We start from the raw sequence: 22,235 nt of genomic DNA on the forward strand, positions 1-22,235 counted from the left end.
TGAAGTCACCCTTGAAATTCAATCTGCAAATTATAGCAAGATTATATATTAAGTTACTCGGGGTATAAACGATGTGGGATTCTCCATGGTAGAGGAGCTGCGAAGATATGCTTACCAGCCGCTACAGGGTAGGAGGATAGTCTTAGGGTTGACTGCAAGCTCCTCCATATATAAGTCCATTGATCTAGCGCGGAGACTAATACGAATGGGGGGAAGAATTAGAGCTGTAATGACTAAGAGCTCACTTAGACTAATAGGTGTTGACTTAGTTCACTGGGCGATCGGCGAGAAACCCCTCTACGAGATGAGCGGGGAGACAGAGCACATAGATCTAGCGCACTGGGGTGATGCAGTAGTTATAGCACCAGCCACTCTTAACACTATGAGTAAAATAGCCTATGGAGTACTCGACGAGCTCTTAACGCTCACAGTAGTGACAATGATGGGCTCCGGCAAGAAGACTATCTTCGTGCCAGCAATGAATATACGCTTAATGAACTCACCGCAGTATAAGCGCGCGCTTGAAATACTAGAGGAGTATGGTGCAATAGTAATACCTCCAATGATAGAGGAGGATAAAGCCAAGTTCCCCCCGGTAGACGACCTATCCCACTGCGTGGAGGCTGTAGTTAATAGAGGAGTAGACTTAAAGGGGAGAAGAATACTTGTTACAGCCGGCCCGACAAGAGAGTACTTGGATCCCGTGAGAGTCTTAACAAACCCTAGTAGTGGATTAATGGGGGTGATAGTAGCTAGAGAGCTAGCGTGCAGGGGTGCTAGAGTAGACTTAGTCCACGGGCCCCTAGCTGTCAACCCACCCTACATGGTTAACAGGATTCCAGTTGAAACAACAGAAGATATGGCTAGAGTAGTTAGAGAGCTTACATCTAGTAGCAGGTATGATGCAGCAGTCTTTGCAGCTGCTCCAGCAGACTATAAGCCGGCAGTGAAATCACCTGTTAAGGTATCAACCAGGGAGAACCCCGTCCTAGAGTTGAGATTAGAGGAGACACCTAAAGTCATAAAGCATGTAGCCAGTAAGCCTAGGGTGACAGTGGTTTTCGCAGCTGAGACTAGTGGAGGAGAGGATCTCATCGAGAAAACTCTGCTTAAAGCAAGAGACTACAATGCTGATCTAGCAGTAGGCAATAATATTCTATCTGAGGGAGCAGGCTTCGGCAAGGAGCTACTAGACGTGGTTATTGCAAGCAAGGAGAAAGTAGTAGAGAAAGGCTACAGGTTTAAGCCTGAAGTAGCCAGGCTCATAGGCGACTTCATCGCTGAGAGGCTTCGCGAGCAATAATCTCGTTGAAGACCTCGAGAGGAGATCCGTAGACTTCAAGCATCCTGCCATTATAGTTTCTCTGAGCATTCTCCAGGAATCGGAGCAAGTTATTTTTCACTGGGTAATCCATAGGTATATCCAGGGGTGCAGGCTCGTAGAAATCCACGCCTCTTAATACACTGGTAGCAAAATACCATAGAGTTTTACCTATTTTCCTTCCCTTAACAGGCGTGAGCGATACACCACTACTCGAGAAGTTCGTGTGGAGAACGTATATAGAGGATACTCTTACACCTCTGCGAAGGAGACTAGATCTCTCAGTGCTTCCAGCATCAACAACTTCATAGCCATGCCTAGTGGTTTCGTGTGATAGTAGTTCAACCCCGTAGAGTCTTCTGACTACAGGATCGAATACCAGCGTAGAGGAACCCGACCTCACTAGTAAACCCTTCTCATCAACATCTACGATAGTGTTCTCGGTTGACAATACTGTGAAGCCTTTTGAGAATGCTATGCTTGATATCGTGCTTTTACCTGTATGAGGATAGCCTAGTAGGAGAACAGCTTCACCAGTACTAGGCAGGTATATGCTTACAGAGTCTGTTAATAGGACTTGCCCCTTAATGATGAGTCTTCGTGCAAGCGCTTGAAGAACAAAGAAAACAGGAGATTCATTAGTATATGGTTCAGCAGGCCCTCCTTCAATGATATACCTATCCGGCTGGTGAAGGAGTTCACGGCTATACCATGCAGCCAGCACGTTAAAGCCTCTTCCATCAATCCACATTACTTCTACATCAATGCTATTACAGCTATCATCTAACTCTGGGTCTGGTAGATACCGGCGGGAGAAGAGAGTTGTTAGCGAGCGGGTAACAGCGTGGACGCTGGGACCGTTGAACTCGAAGCCTACAAGCCCGGTTAACAGGCAGGTCTTCAAGACTGTTCCCAGAAGATTATATCATGGTGAAATGAAATTAAAACTAGAGTTGAACTCATGCTATAGGGTTACAGTTTATGGTGTAAGTGTTAGAGTTGATGTTGAGAGTTCTCTAAGCCTCTCTAGAATGACTTTCAAGGCTTCCTGGAGCACTTTATTGTTATCGTAGTTTCCAGTAATACTTTTCAGCTCGTCTCTATTCATGCTTTTAAGTCTTCTGACCTCTCTAACTAGTAGCGGCATAGCTCTCACTACGTTATCCACTATAGTCACTGAGGCTGCACGCGCTGTCCTGGAAAGCGGGTTTAAGTCTACTGCTATAACCGTTTTCCCCATTCTTCTTAAAGCCTCTGTTCTATCCCCATCCTCTAATGGGACTAAAACTACATCTGCTATAAGTATTCCACGAGGGCTTACACGCCTCCTCTCGCTGAAGAGCTCTGGTATAGTTGCTGATGCATCACTACCAACTCCTAGTACCTCTCTAGCTCCGTGCTCTATAAGGTATTGTGCTATAGCTTCCTCTCTCTCCCTCGTCCTGTAGAAGAGATTTACCTCGATTTTAGCACATGTCTCCTCGGCTAGCTCTACTATCTCTCGTGGTGTTAAAGCCGCTGTGTTACCATTAACTGAGATCACTGGGTGCTTAGCTAGGAGCAGGAAGGCTGCAGCAGCTTCTACCGCCTTTAAAGCGAATCCATGAGTTCTCTCGCCTAGAAGGTAGTCGAAGCATTCGCCTCTACCATGAGCGATTAAGCCTTCAGGGGCGACAATCCCCTTCCTGAAGCCTTCAACCAGTCTTTCCCTTATAAGCAGGCTTTCCCTTCTCGGGTGATTCTGAGGTATTATCAACTGTAACACCTCTATCAGATATCGTTGACTTGAAAACCTTTAAGCCTCTCTCCTCGAGTAGCTCTACTACGTTGCTGGCACTCTCTCTTTCAACCCACACGATTAACGCGGCCTTTTTAAGATAGTATGAGATCACGCCTCTTGCTTTTTTCAGCAAGTCATCTACAGGCTTATAGTCGAATATCCTTCTCGTAAAGACTTGAGAGTAGTGGAAGAAGTCGGCGAGATCCTCTGTCTCCACTACTCTCCTGAAGAACGTATAGGCTTCTTCGTATAAACCACTACTAATCCTAGAGAGCATCCTCCCGGTAGGCTCACTCCAGGGGAGTTCAGCTACTACTAGCAGCGGCTTCTCGTGGAGCAGGACTCTATGAGCTAACCCTATGCCTGGAGCCCCAGGCTTCAAGCGTAGAGCGAATCCACCAGTGTACTCTGAGAGAACATCTCCAAGCCCTGTAGAGTATTCTACTTCAACAACGTGTGCTTCCTGGAGAGCTTTTAGCGAGGGAAGTCTTCTCGCATGAAATGCTGCTAAAGCATGAGCTATAAGCAGGCTGGCTGACACCCCGAAGCCCTTGCCTAAGCCAACAGGGGATTGAGCTCTCACCAGGATGCTTAAACCACTATCCCTGCATATTCTCCCGGACTGCTCCTCCAGAACCCTCATGTTATTCAAGTATATTCCGCACTCTCCAATCTCAGCGTAAGCTTCCACGTATAAATCTAGGTTTAACCCGGCACCATAGCTTCCCGTCTCAACGAGATCACGTGACTTAAAGGGTATCCATAACCCTGAAACATGAAGGGGTACAAGTATCTTCTTCAAGAAACCACCGGGCTGCTACTTCGAGAGGTAGTTGCCAATAATCATTGGTAGGAGAAGCCATCCATGCTCTATGATGCCGAGACTACCTCTACTACACTCCTTCTCCGTGAACCTCTTTAATCCATCGGGTTCTATACCAGGCATATAGAATGCTACTGGTACAGGGTCGTCTGTATGGGATCTAACACTAGGTGGTGTAGCGTGATCCTCTGTAACAATTAATGCGAATCTCTCTTTAAGCTCGTCGAGAAGAGGTTGCACGAAGAACCTATCTATCTCTTCAATCCTCTTAATCTTAAGTTCCCGGTCTCCATCGTGTCCTGGCTCATCAGGCCCCTTCAAGTGAACATATACTACATCGTAGTCTCTAAGAGCTCTAAGAGTTGCCTTCAACCTGGCTTCATAGTCGCTTGCAGGGTCCCCTGACGGCGGCTCCATTAGAATAGTGTCTGCTCCGAAAGCTCTTCCAATACCTACCTCCACGGGCATTTCAGCTAGCACAGCAAACCTGCAACCGTACTTCTCTGGGAGTTTAACAGCCTTCGGCAGCCTGTCGCCTGCATCCCTAAGGAGAATAGCGTTAGCTGGAGGCAGCCCTCTCCTAGTTCTCTCCAAGTTAACCGGGTGGTCTGCCAGTATCTCAACAGCCTTCCTAGAGAAGGCGTTAGCTATCTCAGCTGTAATTCTCGCTTCAACTGTGTTATCGAGAGGCTTGATCTCTTCAATTCTCCTCGAGGGAGACTGCACAGCAATGCTTACTAAACCCTGCCTTCTATACGCTGGATCATTGTTACTCACCATCCCGGAAAGCCTGCTCCTCCTGCTACCTAATACCACTACAGCTCTATGCCCAATGGTAGCTACAACTCTCGCGTAGCCCTCGTGGACTCCTACCTCCAATCCATCCAGTGCTCTAGCAAGCTCTCTTGCCTCCTGTGATGTAAGGCTTCTACCAACCCTTCTATCAATAATCTCCATGGTCTCAGGGTTTATGGTTGCAAAATTAGCTCTGAAAGCTACTTCGTAGCCTTCCTTGAACTCTAATCCAGCTCCAAGGGCTTCTAGAGGCCCTCTCCCAGTGTAGACTTCATGGGGGTCGTATCCTAGTATAGAGATAACGGCTTCATCGCTTTCAGGGGCTACACCCCTCCCAACAGTATACATTAAGCCGCACTTACTGTTTCTAGCCACCCAGTCTAAGCCGGGCTTCACGCTCGCCTCTAGTGTCGTCACCGGGTCGTTTAAGCTGTCTCCAGCTCCATCTAGAACTAGGTAGAGTAGCTTGTACTTCAGCAATACTCACCACCAGGTTGTAGTAATAGCTGCTTGTAGAATATATACTGTGAGTAAAAAATTATAGGTGTTAGGAGTGGTAGTATCATGAATGCCCTTCAAGTAAGCAAGCTCACAAAGATCTATGCTCACGGAAGCATAGGAGTTAGAAGCCTAAGCTTCACTGTGAAGCCGGGTGAAGTATACGGTTTAATAGGTCCTAATGGTAGCGGTAAAACTACGACTCTCCGTATAGTAGCCACGCTACTCAAGCCTACCTCAGGCGAAGTGCTAGTATACGGGGTTAATGTTGTAAGAGAACCCTTAAAGGCTAGGAGGTTCATTAACTACCTGCCCGAGGAGGCTGGAGCATACAGAGATCTCTCAGGCCTAGATTTCATTCGCTTCATGCTATCACTACGGTTTAAGGGGAGGGAGCTCGAGGAGAGGATTGATGAAGCTGCAGAAATCTCCGGCCTCGAGGAAAGCCTTAAGAAGCCTGTGAAAACCTATAGTAAGGGCATGAAGAGAATACTAGCTTTGAGTGTCGTGCTAGCCTCCAGGCCGAAGCTCATGATCCTAGATGAGCCCACAGCAGGATTAGATGTAGAGAGAAGCATCTATGCTCGAAGCTTGATTAGAGAATACAGTAGAAAGCATGGAGTGACAGTCCTATTAAGCAGCCATAACATGCTTGAGGTGGAGAAGCTCTGTGATAGAGTGGGGATGCTCTACAAGGGGAGATTGATAGCTGAGGGTAGCGTCGAGGAATTGAAGAACACGTATGCTGGAAGAGACCTTGAAGAAGTATTTGTAAAGCTGAAGGCTGAAGGGGAGGCTTGAACCCAGTGGTGTTAAAACAGCTTGTTATAAGGGAGGTAAAAAGCTTCCTGAAGAACCCGGTTTTCATTGCCTCACTAGTGATATTAATGGTCTTCTATCCTTCACTAGGCAGCGTGATCAAGACGGGAGTAGAGTCTGTGAGAGAGGCTAGCTCGCTCTCAGCAGGCCTGGTGATTGAAGAGAATACAGCTTTAGTCAGCAAGCTGGTTGACACGCTCGTAGAGTACAGTAATGGCAGCGTGAAAGTCTATAGTAGTCTACCTGAAGCACTAAAGGAGACAGGAGTCGCAGTACTAATACCACGAGGTTTCACGGAGAATGCTACATCGCCTGGAAGAGTAGCAGTATTGAAGGGTGAGGTTAGAGTAGAAGACATTTCTCCTATTTCAAGTCAAGCTAGATTACTCATCCTGCAGAACATAGCTTCTACTATATCAGAGCTCCTACCAGTAGCAGTCGGCCAGCTATACAATATCACCATCCAGCCGGGTACACGGGTTGTAGTAGAGGGGTCTGTGATCATGTATGGTAGAGTCCTCTCAGAAGCCGAGTTCTCAACGCTAGTAGGCTTTTTCACCATGGTGCCAATGCTACTAGGTATTGTCATAGGCTTGAACGTTACATATGCTGCCCAGGCAACTGCTGTCGAGAAGGCTGAGAAGGCCTTCGAGATGCTTCTAGCGCAGCCAATACCGCGTAGAAGCGTGGTGTTAGCGAAGATGGCTGGCGCTGTAGTAGCCTCGATTATCACCGGTGTAGTCTACATGACTGGAATGCTCTTAATGTTCTCTTCGATTGAAGGCAGTGCCCCCCTACCCGGCGGGGAAGATTCACGTGTACCATCCTTCCTGCTAGGTATCGTAGGATTAAGCGATATTCTAGTAGTGATCGCTGTGCTAGTACTAGGGTTAGTGTACTCGGGTGCAATAGGTGTTGTGATCGGTGCGGTTATAACTGATGAAAGAGCAGCCGGCATCCTCTCCACTCCAGTAGTATTACTGTTTATGGGTATCAGCTTCGCTGCAATGTTCCTCGGGATCCCGTTGAATAGCTTGACAGCAGTACTCGCTGGTACATCCATTACTCTTATACCCCTTGTAGTAGTTAACTCAGTGCTTTCAGGCCGCTATGAGCTTGCAGTGATCTCAGTCTCTACTTCTATTGCTGCAACAGTATTCTTGATAGCTTTGGCTGTATACTTGTTTAACAGAGATGTTGTTGTGCTAGGATTGAGTATATCATTAAGGAGGAGAACTAGGTCTTCTTAGAGTAGAAGTAGTGCTTCTCTTCAGGGAACAAGCCGCTTTTAACATCCCTTACGTAGCTGCTGACAGCGTTTACTATAATGCTTCTGAGGTCAGCGTACACTTTAGCGAATGGAGGTGGATTCTCAGTTAACCCGAGTATATCGTTCACTACTAATACCTGGCCATCGCAGAAGGGGCCGCTCCCAATGCATATTGTCGGGATGCTTAAAGTCCTTGTGACCTCGCCGGCTACATCTGCAGCCGTATACTCTACTACTATTGAGAACGCGCCAGCCTTCTCGATCTCTCTTGCATCTTCCAGTATCTTCTCTCGCTCCTTCTCGCTTAAACCACGCTTCCTGTAGCCACCTATTAGAAATGATCTTTGAGGCGTGAGTCCTATATGCCCCATTACAGGTATGCCGGCTCTTACCAGTGCTTTCACTACGTCAGCCATCTCTGAACCCCCCTCGAGTTTCACGGCATCAGCTCCAGCCTTCATCATTAAGCCGGCGTTCCGTACAGCATCCTCGATGCTGGTCTCGTAGCTTAAGAAAGGCATGTCCCCGATGACTAGTGCTCGAGGCCTTGCTCTCGCGACACTTGAAACATGTAGGAGCATCATATCCATTGATACAGGTATAGTTGAGTTGAAGCCGTGGACAACCATTCCAACACTATCTCCCACCAGGATGGCGTCGACACCTGCCTGGTCTACGAGCTTAGCTGTCATGTAATCGTATGCTGTTATCATAGCTATCTTCTCCCTTCCCTTCATTTTAACGATATCCCTAACTGTCACTCGATCCATGCAGACACCCCTGCGTGCCTTCATCGACTTTAATCTAATTATGAAGAGTTGAAATTAAATTAACTACGAGCTTGAAGTAGCCCGAGTACCCTGCTCTATTAAGTGTATTATTAGCGTGATAATCCTGTTGACTGAGAGTTCTTCTCCAAGCTCTCTAGCAATAAATCCATTAATGTAGTCTACTTCCGTTATAGAGCCTTTTAACACGTCTTGAGCCATGCTGGAGATATTATCTCCCGTTGCTCTTACACCGCTTGTAATATGCTCGAGCAGCTTCTCCGTGTTGAACTTGTAGCCGTGCTTCTCCGCGACTCTCGTGAACTCAGCTAGAATTAGTGAAGCCAGCTCTAGCCCAGGCTTAGTGAGAACAATACTGTTCCTGGATCTAGCTATGGCTGTTATTGGATTGACGACAGCGTTTAATGCAAGCTTAAGCCACCTGTAGTAGTCTAGGTTTGATACAACTCTGAAGTCTAATCCACTCTGCCTGAAGATCCTGTTCAACTCCATTAGCTCAGTGCAGAGTCCTAGCCTGCAGCCAGCTATAATGGTTTCCCCGCCATGGTAGACTACGTGGTTTGCGGAAACCCTCTCAGCTCCAAAGTAGACTACTCCTCCCGCAGCCCTCGACCCGAACTTCTCTTCAGCTAGTTCTAAGCTGCCGAAGCCGTTTTGGAGCATAATAATTACTCCACTACTCTCGAGGAGCCGGCTCATGAGGTCTAGTGTCTCCTGAACGCTGTAGGCTTTAACAGTATTGAGTATGAATCTGCATTTATCAATAGGTGTAGTATAGTGTCTAGGCGTCACAGGCACAACTACATCGCTTCCTCTAACTCTATCACTCACTCTAATACCCTTCTGCTCCACTATGCTGCTGACTGTATCCCAGCTCCTATAGTATACGGGTATACTGGTGACCCCCGCTCGGTAGAGGAAGTATGCTAGAGTTGCCCCGACAGCACCTCCCCCTATAATACATATATCGCTATCCACGTGTATCGCCTATAATGCCTAGTAATATATTCTCGAGTTTATCAAAGCTCTCCGTGAAAACGTATACTACTGGCTCCAAGCCCTCACCTCCCAAGTCCACTATGACGTCAGGTCGTGCCTCCACCACTCTCTCAATACTTGCCCAGAAATCCTGGTGGTCCCTGTGAGGCCCTGTTAAAACGAGTTTTAACCCAATCTCCCTAAGCTTCTCGACGCGTGATGGCTTATAGCTTACAATAAATCCCACCTTTTTATCCGGGTTGAATCTGGACACCAAGCATAGGATCCTCGATAAGTGCCTGCTACCCCCGTACATGGGTTCACCTAGAGCTACAACACCCTCCAGAGTCTTAACTATCCTACCAGTTAACCCTATTACCTCGGAGATGCCTGCGGGAGGTCTAGGAGCATACACGAGGTTCGAGCCGACCTCCGGGATTAGTTCTCGGAGACCCTTGATACTGGTTATTCTTGCTAGTGCTATCCTATAGTACTCTAAGCTTGGGTCCACGGGATGGTTCAGCCGAGATAAGCATGAAGTGAATACATCGCTATGCTTAATGCATGCTACCTGCAATGCTAGAGTATTAATTACCTGGTAGCTCACCATTTCGAATCTATCTCTAGGTGCTCTAAGAGCTAGACTGTGGAGTACGTCAACATAGTGCTCTACAACCTCCTTGCTAACACCCATTCTCTCCAGCTCTGCATAGTATTCTTCGAGGGGCTTTCTCAAGAGCTTGTTAACCATGGGCTGGGATACATTGAGAACCTGGGATATCTTGTACTGGCTGAGCCCGTACTCGTTTAGCTTGTGGGCTAGGATGCCTCTTAGCACTACAGCTATCCTACATGCTGCTTCATCTATTATCATTCTCTGATACAACCCCTCTCGCTCTTACAGTTTCCCTTAAACTATCAGTACTCCTACCTGCATGCCTTGCATCAAGCTTCCCGGCTACTACTTCTGCCAGCCTTATTATCTCGCTTAGAATCTTGATCTCACTAGAGAATACTTCCTCATGGTACTTCATCTCCTCGAGTATCCCAGCTATCTTCTCGAGTTCGTTGAAGACAAGCTTACGGAAAATCTCTTTCTCAGCACTATTCAGCTTCTCCTTGAGTGCAAGCCTGCGGAGGAAGTTAAGCATGCTCAACGGCTCTAGACTCCTATACTTTATCATGGTTAGCTTTAGCTTAGGCTCCTCTGATGAGTCTGCTAGTATATCTTCCTCGAGTACTTCTCTCACTGCGTCTAGATCCCTGAATCTCCACCACGTCTGATTCTTAGAGGCATAGGATTTCACTATTATCCCGTATTCTCTCTCCATGACTCTCAGGATGTTTGCTGGATTATACACGAGCCCGAGTTCCATGAGCTTTGAGACTACGTGCTTGTAGCTGAAGTCACCTAACCTGTGGTCTACGTTGGGGTCCCTAGCAATATTATAGGCTATCCGTAGAACTAGCAGAGCCCTCTCTCCATACCTCGCTAGAAAGTCGCTGATACTAGATTTAGCTTCACCACTTGAAAGCAAGAGTAGGCACCTTAAAATCGAGATTAGAATCCTGCGAGATTAAAAACTTTGCTGAAGCTTAATAACAGCTGGGGGTTTAATGGAGGCTGTTGTAGCAAGCGATATCCATAAAGTATACGATAGGGATGTTTACGCTGTGAGAGGAGTTAGCTTCACTGTGAAGCCGGGTGAAGTATACGGTTTAATAGGCCCTAATGGTGCTGGTAAAAGCACTCTCCTGAGAATAATCGCTGGGATAGTTAAGCCTACCCGTGGCTCTATCACTGTCTACGGCTACAACCCCTACAAGGACTTCGAGGAGACTAGAGCACTAATAGGCTATCTTCCCGAGGATGCCGGCACTTATCCACTGCTAACAGGCTTCGAGCACCTTCAATTCTACGCTAGGCTTTACAGTGGTGATGTTAAATCCATGACCGAGTACGGGGCTTGGATAACCGGGTTAGGTGACAGGCTCTACGAGAAGACCGTCAACTACAGTCACGGCATGAAGCGCCGGCTACTCCTAGGGGTAGTACTCATGAGGCGCCCGAAGCTAGCTATACTCGACGAGCCAACAAGCGGGCTCGACGTACACGCTAGTGTAGCTGTACGCAGGGTTATCAGGCAGTACGTCAGCGAGACAGGGTCAGCTGTACTATTAAGCAGCCATAACATGCTTGAAATAGAGTATCTCTGCGATAGAGTTGGATTAATATACAAGGGTAGAATAGTGGTTGAAGGCGAGCCGAGGAAGCTAATAGAGGAGTACGAGGCATCAAACCTAGAGGAGGTCTTCACTAGAATCGTAAGCGGGGAGTGGTGAGCTACGACTCCTAGCTTGAGTAGAGTTAAAATCCTGCTATGGAAGGAGTTGAGGGAGCTCTCAAGGGATAAAAAAGCTCTCCTAACAACAATTCTCCTCCCCTTGCTCTCACTACCTGCAATCGGGGTTCTCGTGGTATTCCTCACAGCTCAGCAGCCAGTCTACATAGCTATAGTAGACGAGGATCAATCAACCTACACGTCGCCGCTGCTGAATATAACGGTTAACTCGAGCAGCCTGGCAGGTATGCTGGCTGATCACCTTGAGAGACAGGGCTACACGGTATATAACTATACGAATAGGAATAGCGCTCTCGAAAACCCAGCTATAGATCTCATCATCGTGATACCTAGAGGCTTCTCAGAGAACGCTTCAAGTGTAGATAGAGTGGCTTCAGTAGAGATTCTGAGAAGAGCTAACGTGCAGGCGTCGCAGCAGGCTGAAAGTGTAGCAAGCGGGATTATAAGCTATTATTCAGCGCAGCTATCGTACGCGAAGCTAGAGTCTCTAGCGAGACTCGCAAACCTAAGCTATATTGAACCTGAAGCTTTCAGGAACCCTGTTGTGGTTGGTAGAGTAGTATTAGTCACTCCTAGTGGTGCACCTGCCGGCATGGAGGAGGTATTCAAGGGTTTCATAGCTCGCTTGCTGGTCCTGGGATTCTCCTTTGCTGTAACTCCAGCTGTATCATACGTTATTGACGGGATAATCGGTGAGAGGGAGAGGAAGACTATCGAAATGCTACTGGCTAGTCCAGCCCTAGTATCAGAGATCTTCTCCTCTAAGCTTCTCGCAGCTTCTGTTATAGGCTCTATAGCATCCATAGCTGACTTAGGAGGCGTGCTGGCATGGTTTACAAGCATGGTGATAGCCTACGGGGGAAGCATGCTTATAGCAGTAGACCCGGTGCTCATAGGCCTTCATGTAGCTACAACATTCCTAACGATACTTGTGACAGTGGCTATTGCTACTCCTTTCATAGCGAGAGTTAGAGGGTTGAGGACTGCTAGTAATATAGCAGGAATAGCTTCATCAATAGGACTAGTATTCTTTATTGCCGGGTGGATCATTGATTTCCCTAAGCTTCCACCAAGTATACTCTATCCGTTAATGCTGATCCCGTATACTCATAGTATTCTAGTGATACAGAGCTATATTTACGGTGAGCCGGGGAGAGCAGTTTTAAGCATGGTAATACTTCTCCTAGTCTCGTTAATCTCGATAGCTGTTTCATTGAAGTTCATGGATAGAGAGAAGCTTCTACTAGCACGCTACTAGGCGGTTAGCTTAAATATCTAACACTTTATAATATACAATCTTGTTGACGAGGTGTGTGCATGGATAGATACTTCAAGCTCGTGGAGCTCATCGACGAGAACGGTGTGACGATCGGGGATCTCGCATCGAAGACCGGTCTTTCCACTTCCACGTTGAGAAGATATCTTAGAGAACTAGAGGCAGCAGGGCTCGTAGCCCGTCGAGACGACCTTTATGTTACCACTGAAGTAGGATTGAAACTTAAGAGGTCTATGCAGGCTCTTAGGAGGACACGTGAGGCTGAGCCATACATAGTCACTGATCCCTCAAGTGGGGTAGCAGTACCATTAAGCTTCAGGAGCTACGAGCAGCTACTAGCTATAATTGACGGCAGACTAGTAGACGAGAAGATCCTCATGGAGCATGTTAGAAGATACCTGCCAGCATGGGCTAGAAACTCGCTTGGAGACGAGTACCTAGCATACCTGATCGAGAGTGGAGCAATAAAGAGTCTCGAAGACTTAAAGAAGTATATTAAGGCCGTGCTTGAAGCCCTAGAGGGTTAGTGTTGTGGGCTCGGTAGATGAGAGCGAGCTACTAGAATACCTGGAGAAAAACTATCTACCTCAAGCGAGATGGTGGCCCTGGAAGGGTAGCTGGAGGAGAGTGCAGGCTGTAGATAAGATTATCGCTGAAGACTTAGCAGCCTTCCTGCTCGAAGCTGAAGGCCTTATATTCCACCTCCCGCTAGCTAGAGTCAGCGGAATCCCAGACCACTTGAATACTAGAGGCTTCTGTATTAAAGGAGAGTGTTTTGTTGAAGCTGAATACCTCCCAGGATACCTATCCCTTATAGTTGAAGCCGGCTGGGCTGAAATAGAGTACATGCGGTCATCGCTGAAACCCAACTGGATCACTGATGCAAGACCACTCACCTTAGAGTCTACTAATGCTGTATGCCAGTATACAACTAGAGAAGGAGAGCGGCTGGTGGTTAAAAGCTACAGGTTAATCCCAGTAGTAAACATCGAGGAGTTGATGCTGAGAAAGCTTAGTAGTGAAGGATACAAGCATGCCCCGGAGGTACAGGCCTTCGTGAAGCATAGAGATGTTGTCACAGGCGTTGTATCCAAGTATATTGAGGGAGTGGGGGACGGAGGATACCCATTCTACAATGCCCTCCTAGAGTATCTGAGAGGTAGTAGCAGCGTGAGAACCGGGCTGGCAGCAAAGCTTGGTGTAGTAATCTCAGGTCTCCACGAGGCTTTAAACAGGGATGGTAAAGGATTCTTTGGTGTAGAGCCTGTTACAAGCAGTGATATAGAATTGTGGAGTCACCGCGTGGAGAGAATGCTATCCGAGAGTCTTCGAAGACTCGACGAGCTAACTAGTAGTGAAGCAGGCCCACCAGGCTTAGACTACTGGAGGAGCATGCTTGATAAGAGTAGTAGTATAGTGGATAGTGCTCTCTCAGCTCTAAGCGAGTACCAGGGGCTTCTCAAGGCTAGAATACACCAGGATCTCCATTTAGCTCAGATGATATACGTTGAATCACCGAGCGAGGACTTCGTTATAACTGATTTCGAAGGCGAGCCTGGAAGAAGGATTGAAGAGAGAACTATAAAGGAGCCTGTTCTAAGGGATATAGCATCCATGGTGAGAAGCTTCCACTATCTCTCGCATGCAGCATTAATGCAGTATTCAGGTAGAAGCGTTGACGATGTCTCACGTTTAATGATAACCAGCGACCCCTCAGCTCCATGGAGGTATACTCACGTGAAGGCAATGGTGTACTCGTATCTAGCGGACGTGGATTCAGCTAGGCTTGTAGGGGTATCTAAAAGCAGTCTACTCAAAGATTTCAGGAGGCTTCTTTACCCTTGGATTGTTGAGAGAGCTGTCTATGAAGTATTTTACGAGTCTCTTTATAGGCCTGGATGGGTTTCCATACCTATAGCCGGGTTAATGGAAGCTGAGAGGTACCTGAATGAGGTGGTATTGTGACAGATGTAGTCTTCATGTTCGAGGTTCACCAGCCTTACAGGCTTAGGAGGGATATGCACTTAAAGCTTCTCGAGAAGGCTTTAGCTGGCAGACTAGAGGTACGGGACTTAGAGGATGCCTTATTCGACAGCGAGCTTGATAAACTTGTAGTGGAGAGAGCATCCGAGAAGTGCTATATTCCAGCTACACGCATAATCCTAGAGAACCTAGAGAGGTATAAGGATGCTCCCAGGAAGTTTAAGGCTAGCTACAGCGTGAGTGGGGTCTTCATTGAGCATGTCCAACGGTGGAAGCCTGAGGTAGTAGACTTAATGAGGAAGCTGGCTGAGACAGGCCTGGTTGAGTTCATTGAACAGACATACTATCATAGCATGGTAGCGTTCATGCCGTACTACGGGATAGAGGAGCTCGTAGACCAGGTGAACGAGCATAGAAGACTAATAGAAGAAGTTATAGGATACAAGCCATCTTCCATCGAGAACACAGAGTTCACGTATAGTAATGATATAGCCTGCCTCTTTGATTCAATGGGGTATAAAGTATTACTCACAGAAGGCGTGGAGAGGGTTCTCGGGTGGAGGAGCCCTAACTACTTGTACAAGGCTTACGGCTGTAACATAAAAGTATTGATGAGGAACTACCGGCTGAGCGATGATATAGGCTTTAGATTCAGTGATAGAGGATGGGATCAATACCCGCTGACAGCCGATAAGTATGCTGCATGGCTTGCAGCTACGCCAGGCGACGTATTATTCATAGCGCTAGACTACGAGACGTTTGGTGAACACCACTGGCCTGAGACGGGAATCCACGAGTTCCTTAGATGGCTTCCAGGCGAGATATTGAAGCACCAGCATTTAAGCTTCTCAACCCCAAGCGAGGTCGCCGACAAGTACCCTGCGAGAGACGTAGTAGACGTACCCCCGTGGTCTCCCATCAGCTGGGCTGATGAAAGAGATATCAGTGCCTGGCTGGGCAATGAAATGCAGCATAGAGCATTCGAAGCTCTCGCATCCCTTAGACCCTTCGTTAAAGCTATTGATAAACCCGAGGTGTCAAGGCTGTGGAAGCTCCTCACGATAAGTGATCACTTGTACTACATGGCGACGAAGTTCGGTTCAATAGGGGATGTACACGCATACTTCTCCCCCTATAAGAATGCTAGTATAGCCTACGGGCTCTACATGGAGGCTCTTGGAGTACTAGCTGACGTGGTTAGACGGGAGGTTGAAGCTGATAGGAGGAGAGTTCTCGGGAGGCTGATACTACCAGATGATAAAGCCTTCTATTTTACTCTACCATCAGGTGAGTACACTGGCTTGAAAGCCCGCTCAATAAGAGAATTCATAGAGCTACTTGACAGAGTACCCCCGGAATCACTACTACACCACTTCAATAAAGGTGATATTGAAGCATGGCTACAGGGCACTCTTGGACTCGTAGATGTCGCCGAGGACATAAGGAATCTGCGTAGAACTGTAATGTCCTACAGCGAGATATTAGCAGCTGTTAAAAGAAGACTACTCGAACTAGTAGAGTAGAGGGGTAGGATATGCCGAGAGTAAACTTCGTTTTCTTACTACACTTCCACCAGCCGACAGGGCAGCTTAAGTATGTGAGCGAGAGAATATTCGAAAACAGCTATAAGCTACTACTAGAGACCTTTAGATCATTCAGCGACTTGAAGTTCACTGTGCACGTGAGCGGCCCACTCCTATTATACTTAAACGAGTATCACTCCGACTGGCTTAACAATCTCTTTAAGCTAGGCGATCTAGGCGTTGTAGAGTTCGTGGCAGGCAGCCTCGGCGAGTCGATTATACCGTTGATACCTGAAAGCGATAAAGAGCTCCAGATACGCGAGTATATTAGGGTTTTCGAGAGGCTATCAGGCTTTAAACCGCGGGGCTTCTGGCTACCAGAAAGGGTTTGGGAGCCCAGTATTCCCAGGGTGATAGGTAAGCTCGGGCTAGAATATGTTATCATCGATGACTCCACGCTACTGAAAACAGGGTACCCGCAGGAATACGCCTACTACGCTTGGAATACAGAGGATGATGGAAGGATAGTGAAGGTGTTCTTCATTGATGCTGGGATTAGGTACGTGCTACCATGGGAGCCTCCTGAAAGAGTACTAGACTACATGGCTGGCAAGGGTAAGGAGGGGGATACAGCCAGGCTAGTGCTATGGGGTAGTGACGCAGAGAAGTTCGGTGAATGGATGGATCCGGAGCGGAGTAGGAGATGGCTTAACTCGTTTCTCGAGCTAGCTAGAAGGAGCAGGGATAGAGTGAACTTTATACATCCAAGCGAGTATCTGAGAGAGCATGGTGTTAGAGGATTAATATACTTGGACACAGGGAGCTATGATAAGATGCTGGAGTGGAGTAGAGGATTCTTTAGAAACTTCCTTGTTAAATACAGGGAGAGCAATAATATGCATAAGAAGATGCTGTGGGTTAGAGGAAAGCTGAGTAGAGTAGAAGAAATCCCCGAGAACATGTTGCTCGAATACCTTCTCTCCCAGTGTAATGATGCCTACTGGCATGGATTATTCGGAGGTATATACCTAGCACACCTAAGACAAGCAATCTACGAGAAGCTTATCAGGGTTGAAGCATGGGCTGAGGAGAACACAGGGTACTTCCATGGTACTCGATTCAAGAAGAGTCTCATAGACTTCGACTACGATGGGGATTTAGAGCTACTCTTAGAAACCCCCAGCTTAAACCTGTATGTGAAGCCAGGCGACGGTGGCACGCTCTTCGAGTACGATGTTAAGCTGAGAAAACTAGAGCATAACCTGCAGGATACCATGACAAGGTATAGTGAACCCTACATAAATAAGCCAGGCTTCAACCCTGACTGGTATAGGAGAGTAAGCTGGAGGATACACTTGTGGAGCATGGATACAGGCCTCAACGACTGGATTAATAATACTCCGTTCAAGGATGCAGGCGACCTAGCACTAACTAGGTTCCATGTTTCACCAGGCTGGGAGGAAGGTGAAGTAATCCTAAGAGCCCTAGGAGGCTTCTACAGCTATGGGATACAAGTTGCAAGAGTGCTAGCTGAGAAAAAAGTAAGAGTATTAGAGGATGGACATGAGGTCACCTACAAGATCACTAATGTAAGTGGAGGAGAAATCACTACTAAAATAGGCTTAGAGTACCATGTAGCATGGAAGATTGATAGGGAAGGCGAAAGCAAGCCCTACTACGTAGTGGAGGGTACTGGCAGAGATGTATCAGAGCCGGGAGTCTACGAGTCTAGAAGCATAGTGGTTAAATCAGCTGTCTACCCTGATGTAGTCCTCGAGATCACAGAGCCACATGAAATATGGGTTTCACAGCTTTCAAGTCTCGCTAGAACTGAGAAGGGGTTCATGGAGATGCCTCAAGGCCTCAGTGTAATGTTCATTAAACCAGTTAGCTTAAAGCCTGGTGAAGAGTACACGGCAACAGTTTCCTGGAGAATCAGGCTTTAAGCACGCCTAGAGGGCGTGGGAGACCTTGAAGGTCTGGATGCTGAGTTTCGAGTCTGTCTACACTAGAAAGGTCGGTGGGCTAGCAGAAGTACCACCACGGCTGAGTGAAGCCCTCTCTAGGAGAGGGGTTGATGTAGAAGTATACACTCCCAGCCATGGTTTAAGTAGAACTACAAGCCTTGGAGGCGAAGTCTACAGGATTGTAGTCGGCGGCGAAGAATACTCTATAAGAGAGTATAATGCCCCAGTGAAGCACTATGTGGTTACAGGCGGGGTGCTCGAAGAGCAGGTAGTATACTCCTGGAACCTGCATGTAAAGAGCTTGATCTTCGCGCGCGTTATGAGGGAATACTATGTTCACAGAGCTTTGAGAGGAGAGGCTCCTAGAGTAGTACACGGCCATGACTGGCACAGCTTTCCCGCTCTTCTAGCAATTAACGCGGAGTCCACTGAGAGAAACTTCCCCACTACGATATTCTACCATATACATCTTCTTTCACATGAATCTATGAGACTACAGGATTTAACCAGCATAGTAGGCCTGCAGGAATCAAATAATATCCGAGGAAGCCTCGGGGTTAGAAGTCTACGTGAATACTACGAGCTCTCAGGTGGATGGATCGAGAAGCTGGCTGCTTTAACAAGTGATAAAGTATTAACTGTTAGTAGAGGCTACGCGCAGGATATCGTGAAAACCCTTGGGTTAAGCAGCGAGGAGAAAGTTGACTATGTATTCAATGCGTTAACACTGACATGGAATGAAGTTTTAGAGGTTGCTTCAAAGATCATAGGTGAACGCGACCCCTTCGAGTATGAAACACGGAGGCTTGTTAGAGAAAAACTACTGAGAGAGCTATGGCCTGCAATCAGAGTTGAAAACCCTGATCCTGAAGCAAACAGTATTGTTAATAAGCTGTTAGGAGAGTACAAGGTATCCTTTAGAGAACCCTTTAAGCGTGATGGACCACTCATACTACTAGTGGGTAGAGCCACTAGGCAGAAAGGCGTAGACTTCCTGCTCAAATCCATGGATAAGCTTACAGCAGAAATACCTGACGCTAGAGTTGTTCTCGCAGTAATCCCCCTCCCAGGTGTAAGGGACTTGTTAGAAGACGCCATTAAAAGCATGCTGTTATTCCCCGACAACCTGAGGGTTCTCCCAGGCTACGTGGGCCGTGAGCACCTACTACTCTTATACTATGCTGCCTCAGCTCTCCTAGCACCAAGCAGGTATGAGCCCTTCGGCCTAGTAGTCTTGGAGTCCATGGTGTCCGGAACACCCGTGGTAGCATCGAATACAGGTGGCTTCAGGGATCTAGTATTAGATGTAAGAAAGCATGGTGTAAGCGGGACAGGCGCTCTATTCACACCCTTAGATAGAGAGGATATGATTAACGCTTTAAAGAACGTAGTGGGGGTCATTGAAGCCGGCGGCGTGATCTCAGCGAAGCTTAGAAGAAGATGTGTGGATTTCGCTAAGGAGTTTACGTGGGATAAATCAGCTGAAAAGCTAGTCGGCCTTTACGGATTTAAATAGTCTGTGATATCCTGCTGTCTGTAATGCTAGTGGAGGCGTTTTCTATGTCTCTTATACCATCTAAGATCGTAAACGGAGTTGAATTATACTTAGTGTTAAATAAGCCTGTATTTAAGCCTGGTGAAGAGGCGAAACTACATATCCTAGCTCAAGGTGAGAGAGGTAGGAAAATCCCGGTGGAAGTTATCAGCGAGAAGAACGTGGTTTTTAGCGGGGAAGTGCATGCCGATAGTGAGCTCGCCGCCAGCATAATTGTATTCAATACTCCTGAGAAGCCTGGTGTATACAAGATCACAGCTAGATCAGCAGGTTCAATAATTGATGAAGTAAGCTACATGGTATACTCAGGGGAGCAGCGAGCAGTTAAGAAGCTAGCGTTCGTCTGGCATAATCACCAGGCACCCAACTATCTACCGGATAACACTATTCACAGTCCATGGGCTTATACATACCTCTACAGCGACATCCTGAAGCCTTATGGTAAAGCACCCTACAGCTACCATGTTGAAATGCTTGAGAGACATGGAGACTATCATGCAACATTTAATTTAAGCCCCAGTCTCCTCAAGCAGTGGGATGTAGCTGTAAAGCAGGGTGTAGTGTTCGAGAGCGGCGAGAGGATATCTCCAGGTGATGAGAAGGCTACAGCTATTAAAAACGTGATCGACAGATACAGAGATGCCTTCAGAAGAGGGCAGATTGATGTCTTAACAAGTATATATGCTCACACAATAGGGGGATTCCTCATAGATGTACTAGGAATGGAGGATGTAGTACGCGATGAGGTAAAGCACGGTGTAGAGGTGACATGGGAGGTCCTCGGTGTAGAACCGCTTGGTGCATGGACTCCTGAAATGGCCTTCTCCATGAGGATGGTAGACATATACTATGATAACGAGATAGAGTACACGATCCTGGATGAAAAATGTCATTTCGAGGGTGCTGAAGGCAGGAAGGCAAGCATATACGAGCCCTACATAGCCTTGAATAAAGATAGCGGTAAGCACATAGTATCCTACTTCAGGGATAACGAGCTCAGCAATATACTTAGCTTCAAGAATAATTTTAAGAGCGAGGCTCACGCTCTGAGAAATGCTTATGAAGCTGCATTCCTGATCACGAGAAAAGCTATCTCGGCACCTGGTAGAATTATGACTCTAGCACTCGACGGTGAGAACTGGATGACTTTCTCGAGCAATCCCCCGCTTACGGCATTCTACTATGATAAGCTACTAGTATACCTTGAGACAGCTGTTGATGCAGGAATTATTAAGCTAGCAAGCCTAAGAGAAATACACGAGGAGGTACCAGCTACAAGGATACTTACTAAGATTCCAACGAACACCTGGCTGTGCTCTTTCAAAAAGTGGAGGGGAGAAAAGCCGGAGCATGAGGAGTACTGGCTGAAAGCTGTTGAAGCCTACGAGAAGATAAAGGCCTATGAATCCATGATCAATGGGAGAGATTCGTTCAGCGAGAAGGCTAGATGGGCTCTCTGGCACGCATTAGACAGCGACTACTGGTGGGCAGAGTTCTGGTCCCCTAGGATCATTGATACATGGCTGAATGAAGCCGTCAAGCATATTGAACCCAGGCTTAAGGGATTAGAGGTAAGAAACATAAGTATCCCTGGCCAGGCTTTAGCCGGCATGCCAGTGCAAGTTAAAGTAGACTTAGAGAATAAGCTTGAATCCCCGTTGAAAGTAACTGTTAAGGTTTCATGCCCGGACAGGCAGTGCTTTAATGAGAAGATTGTTGAAGTACCTGGTAATACTACAGCCAGCACTGTAGTTGAAGTAGTATTCGAGGACTACGGTCCCGCTATTCTCACAATAAGTGTTGTCTCAGCATCCTATACTCTCTACACTTTCACAAAGGAGATCACTGTGCATCCGCGTATACCTCCAAGCCCATTCTAGTGGAAATCTCCACTTAACGCTTCTTCCTCGAAGTCTTATCTGTTCTCCGCTGGCCTGGCCTTCTAGGCATCCTCTTTAATACAGTATAGCCGATAGGTACCACGATTATAGCCACTAGCATAGTAATCACAAGTGCTTCAACCATTGTAATGCCGCTTCTAGTATTCTCGGATGGTGAAGATGGAGTGTATAGTACTAGCGTGGTGTTTATTTTCGATGTATTCAGCATGCCGTATAACTGTGTTCCTTGGTACACGGGTATGCTCTCGCCGGGTTCAAGCGATACAAGGTTGTTTATGAATGATTCATTGAGAACTTCACCTATAATTACAGCTGTAATCCTTCCATTCTTAACTATAAGGGTTTGCGGAACGTAACCTGGAAGCCCGGTTTCCTTAAGCCACTCCGTGAAAGCTCTACTACAGGCTTCCACAGTATCCACCTCACAGTAAGTGAAGATACCTGGATATTTTTCTCCGAGGAACGTCTTCATGTTTCTACAGTGAGGGCACCAGCTGACACCATACATGTATATTGTTACGCTTGCTGACTCGGCTACAACAAGCGCTACTATTGAGAGGAGCATAACACTAGCCGCTAAGATCACTCTGGTCAT

20 protein-coding genes are annotated in these 22,235 nt (G+C 47.1%); 11 read left to right on the forward strand and 9 right to left on the reverse strand.

Annotated features, from left to right (window positions below; all coding sequences use genetic code 11):
• The first annotated feature begins 73 nt into the window (after positions 1 to 73).
• A complete protein-coding gene (gene coaBC / locus OWQ48_05480) occupies positions 74 to 1,303 on the forward strand; it encodes a bifunctional phosphopantothenoylcysteine decarboxylase/phosphopantothenate--cysteine ligase CoaBC (GenBank protein ID MCY0868661.1) in 1,230 nt (409 codons plus the stop codon).
• On the opposite strand, the gene OWQ48_05485 is transcribed toward coaBC, so the two are convergent.
• From OWQ48_05485 to apgM, 4 genes are all read right to left on the reverse strand, one after another.
• On the reverse strand, positions 1,275 to 2,225 hold the full coding sequence (locus OWQ48_05485; GenBank protein ID MCY0868662.1) for a hypothetical protein: 951 nt from the start codon (positions 2,223 to 2,225) through the stop codon (positions 1,275 to 1,277). The two genes, coaBC and OWQ48_05485, sit on opposite strands and share 29 nt — an antisense overlap.
• Positions 2,226 to 2,300: 75 nt before the next feature.
• Positions 2,301 to 3,077 carry a 4-phosphopantoate--beta-alanine ligase gene (locus OWQ48_05490; protein MCY0868663.1) on the reverse strand — a complete coding sequence of 259 codons (777 nt, stop codon included), beginning with the start codon at positions 3,075 to 3,077 and terminating at the stop codon, positions 2,301 to 2,303.
• On the reverse strand, positions 3,016 to 3,903 hold the full coding sequence (locus OWQ48_05495) for a kinase (protein MCY0868664.1): 888 nt from the start codon (positions 3,901 to 3,903) through the stop codon (positions 3,016 to 3,018). Before OWQ48_05495 ends, OWQ48_05490 begins: the two co-directional genes overlap by 62 nt.
• A 15-nt stretch (positions 3,904 to 3,918) precedes the next feature.
• The gene (gene apgM / locus OWQ48_05500; protein MCY0868665.1) at positions 3,919 to 5,196 is read right to left on the reverse strand and encodes a 2,3-bisphosphoglycerate-independent phosphoglycerate mutase; all 1,278 of its coding nucleotides are present in this window, start codon (positions 5,194 to 5,196) and stop codon (positions 3,919 to 3,921) included.
• A gap of 87 nt (positions 5,197 to 5,283) precedes the next feature.
• Here apgM and OWQ48_05505 point away from each other — a divergent pair, with 87 nt between their 5' ends.
• Entirely contained in the window at positions 5,284 to 6,018 is a 735-nt protein-coding gene (locus OWQ48_05505; protein ID MCY0868666.1) for an ABC transporter ATP-binding protein, read from the forward strand.
• Positions 6,019 to 6,023: 5 nt separating this feature from the next.
• On the forward strand, positions 6,024 to 7,286 hold the full coding sequence (locus OWQ48_05510; GenBank protein ID MCY0868667.1) for an ABC transporter permease: 1,263 nt from the start codon (positions 6,024 to 6,026) through the stop codon (positions 7,284 to 7,286).
• On the opposite strand, the gene panB is transcribed toward OWQ48_05510, so the two are convergent.
• From panB to OWQ48_05530, 4 genes are all read right to left on the reverse strand, one after another.
• Positions 7,273 to 8,076, reverse strand: coding sequence for a 3-methyl-2-oxobutanoate hydroxymethyltransferase (gene panB / locus OWQ48_05515; GenBank protein MCY0868668.1), 804 nt, complete (start codon positions 8,074 to 8,076; stop codon positions 7,273 to 7,275). The genes OWQ48_05510 and panB overlap by 14 nt on opposite strands.
• A 63-nt stretch (positions 8,077 to 8,139) precedes the next feature.
• Entirely contained in the window at positions 8,140 to 9,072 is a 933-nt protein-coding gene (locus tag OWQ48_05520; GenBank protein ID MCY0868669.1) for a 2-dehydropantoate 2-reductase, read from the reverse strand.
• Positions 9,065 to 9,958, reverse strand: coding sequence for a Fis family transcriptional regulator (locus OWQ48_05525; protein MCY0868670.1), 894 nt, complete (start codon positions 9,956 to 9,958; stop codon positions 9,065 to 9,067). Before OWQ48_05525 ends, OWQ48_05520 begins: the two co-directional genes overlap by 8 nt.
• Positions 9,933 to 10,610, reverse strand: coding sequence for a hypothetical protein (locus OWQ48_05530; GenBank protein ID MCY0868671.1), 678 nt, complete (start codon positions 10,608 to 10,610; stop codon positions 9,933 to 9,935). Before OWQ48_05530 ends, OWQ48_05525 begins: the two co-directional genes overlap by 26 nt.
• 79 nt (positions 10,611 to 10,689) lie before the next feature.
• Between OWQ48_05530 and OWQ48_05535 the strand changes: the two genes are divergently transcribed.
• From OWQ48_05535 to OWQ48_05570, 8 genes are read left to right on the forward strand one after another with little or no spacing between them, the layout of a single operon-like run.
• Positions 10,690 to 11,415 carry an ABC transporter ATP-binding protein gene (locus tag OWQ48_05535; protein ID MCY0868672.1) on the forward strand — a complete coding sequence of 242 codons (726 nt, stop codon included), beginning with the start codon at positions 10,690 to 10,692 and terminating at the stop codon, positions 11,413 to 11,415.
• Positions 11,416 to 11,430: 15 nt separating this feature from the next.
• Complete coding sequence (locus tag OWQ48_05540) at positions 11,431 to 12,693, forward strand: ABC transporter permease (protein ID MCY0868673.1); 1,263 nt, start codon at positions 11,431 to 11,433, stop codon at positions 12,691 to 12,693.
• 59 nt (positions 12,694 to 12,752) lie between these two features.
• Positions 12,753 to 13,238 (forward strand): winged helix-turn-helix transcriptional regulator, encoded by a 486-nt coding sequence (locus OWQ48_05545; GenBank protein ID MCY0868674.1) that lies wholly within the window; start codon positions 12,753 to 12,755, stop codon positions 13,236 to 13,238.
• Between the two features lie 4 nt (positions 13,239 to 13,242).
• A complete protein-coding gene (locus tag OWQ48_05550; protein ID MCY0868675.1) occupies positions 13,243 to 14,676 on the forward strand; it encodes an alpha-amylase in 1,434 nt (477 codons plus the stop codon).
• Positions 14,673 to 16,217 (forward strand): alpha-amylase, encoded by a 1,545-nt coding sequence (locus OWQ48_05555; GenBank protein ID MCY0868676.1) that lies wholly within the window; start codon positions 14,673 to 14,675, stop codon positions 16,215 to 16,217. Before OWQ48_05550 ends, OWQ48_05555 begins: the two co-directional genes overlap by 4 nt.
• Before the next feature lie 11 nt (positions 16,218 to 16,228).
• Positions 16,229 to 18,163, forward strand: a complete 1,935-nt coding sequence (locus OWQ48_05560) for a DUF1925 domain-containing protein (GenBank protein MCY0868677.1) — start codon at positions 16,229 to 16,231, stop codon at positions 18,161 to 18,163.
• Between the two features lie 25 nt (positions 18,164 to 18,188).
• Positions 18,189 to 19,700 carry a glycogen/starch synthase gene (locus OWQ48_05565; protein ID MCY0868678.1) on the forward strand — a complete coding sequence of 504 codons (1,512 nt, stop codon included), beginning with the start codon at positions 18,189 to 18,191 and terminating at the stop codon, positions 19,698 to 19,700.
• 44 nt (positions 19,701 to 19,744) lie between these two features.
• Complete coding sequence (locus tag OWQ48_05570) at positions 19,745 to 21,619, forward strand: glycoside hydrolase family 57 protein (GenBank protein ID MCY0868679.1); 1,875 nt, start codon at positions 19,745 to 19,747, stop codon at positions 21,617 to 21,619.
• A gap of 13 nt (positions 21,620 to 21,632) precedes the next feature.
• Here OWQ48_05570 and OWQ48_05575 read toward each other — a convergent pair whose 3' ends face one another.
• The gene (locus tag OWQ48_05575; protein MCY0868680.1) at positions 21,633 to 22,235 is read right to left on the reverse strand and encodes a hypothetical protein; all 603 of its coding nucleotides are present in this window, start codon (positions 22,233 to 22,235) and stop codon (positions 21,633 to 21,635) included.

This window comes from Desulfurococcus sp. (assembly GCA_026626905.1).
Classification (GTDB): Archaea; Thermoproteota; Thermoprotei_A; order Sulfolobales; family Desulfurococcaceae; genus Desulfurococcus.

What these genes read in the sequence shown, in the direction of transcription:
- OWQ48_05505 (MCY0868666.1), top strand. Translation starts at nt 5,284, where the DNA reads ATGAATGCCCTTCAAGTAAGCAAGCTCACAAAGATCTATGCTCACGGA.
- panB (MCY0868668.1), bottom strand. Translation starts at nt 8,076, where the DNA reads ATGGATCGAGTGACAGTTAGGGATATCGTTAAAATGAAGGGAAGGGAG.
- OWQ48_05535 (MCY0868672.1), top strand. Translation starts at nt 10,690, where the DNA reads ATGGAGGCTGTTGTAGCAAGCGATATCCATAAAGTATACGATAGGGAT.
- OWQ48_05545 (MCY0868674.1), top strand. Translation starts at nt 12,753, where the DNA reads ATGGATAGATACTTCAAGCTCGTGGAGCTCATCGACGAGAACGGTGTG.
- OWQ48_05560 (MCY0868677.1), top strand. Translation starts at nt 16,229, where the DNA reads ATGCCGAGAGTAAACTTCGTTTTCTTACTACACTTCCACCAGCCGACA.
- OWQ48_05570 (MCY0868679.1), top strand. Translation starts at nt 19,745, where the DNA reads ATGTCTCTTATACCATCTAAGATCGTAAACGGAGTTGAATTATACTTA.
- OWQ48_05575 (MCY0868680.1), bottom strand. Translation starts at nt 22,235, where the DNA reads ATGACCAGAGTGATCTTAGCGGCTAGTGTTATGCTCCTCTCAATAGTA.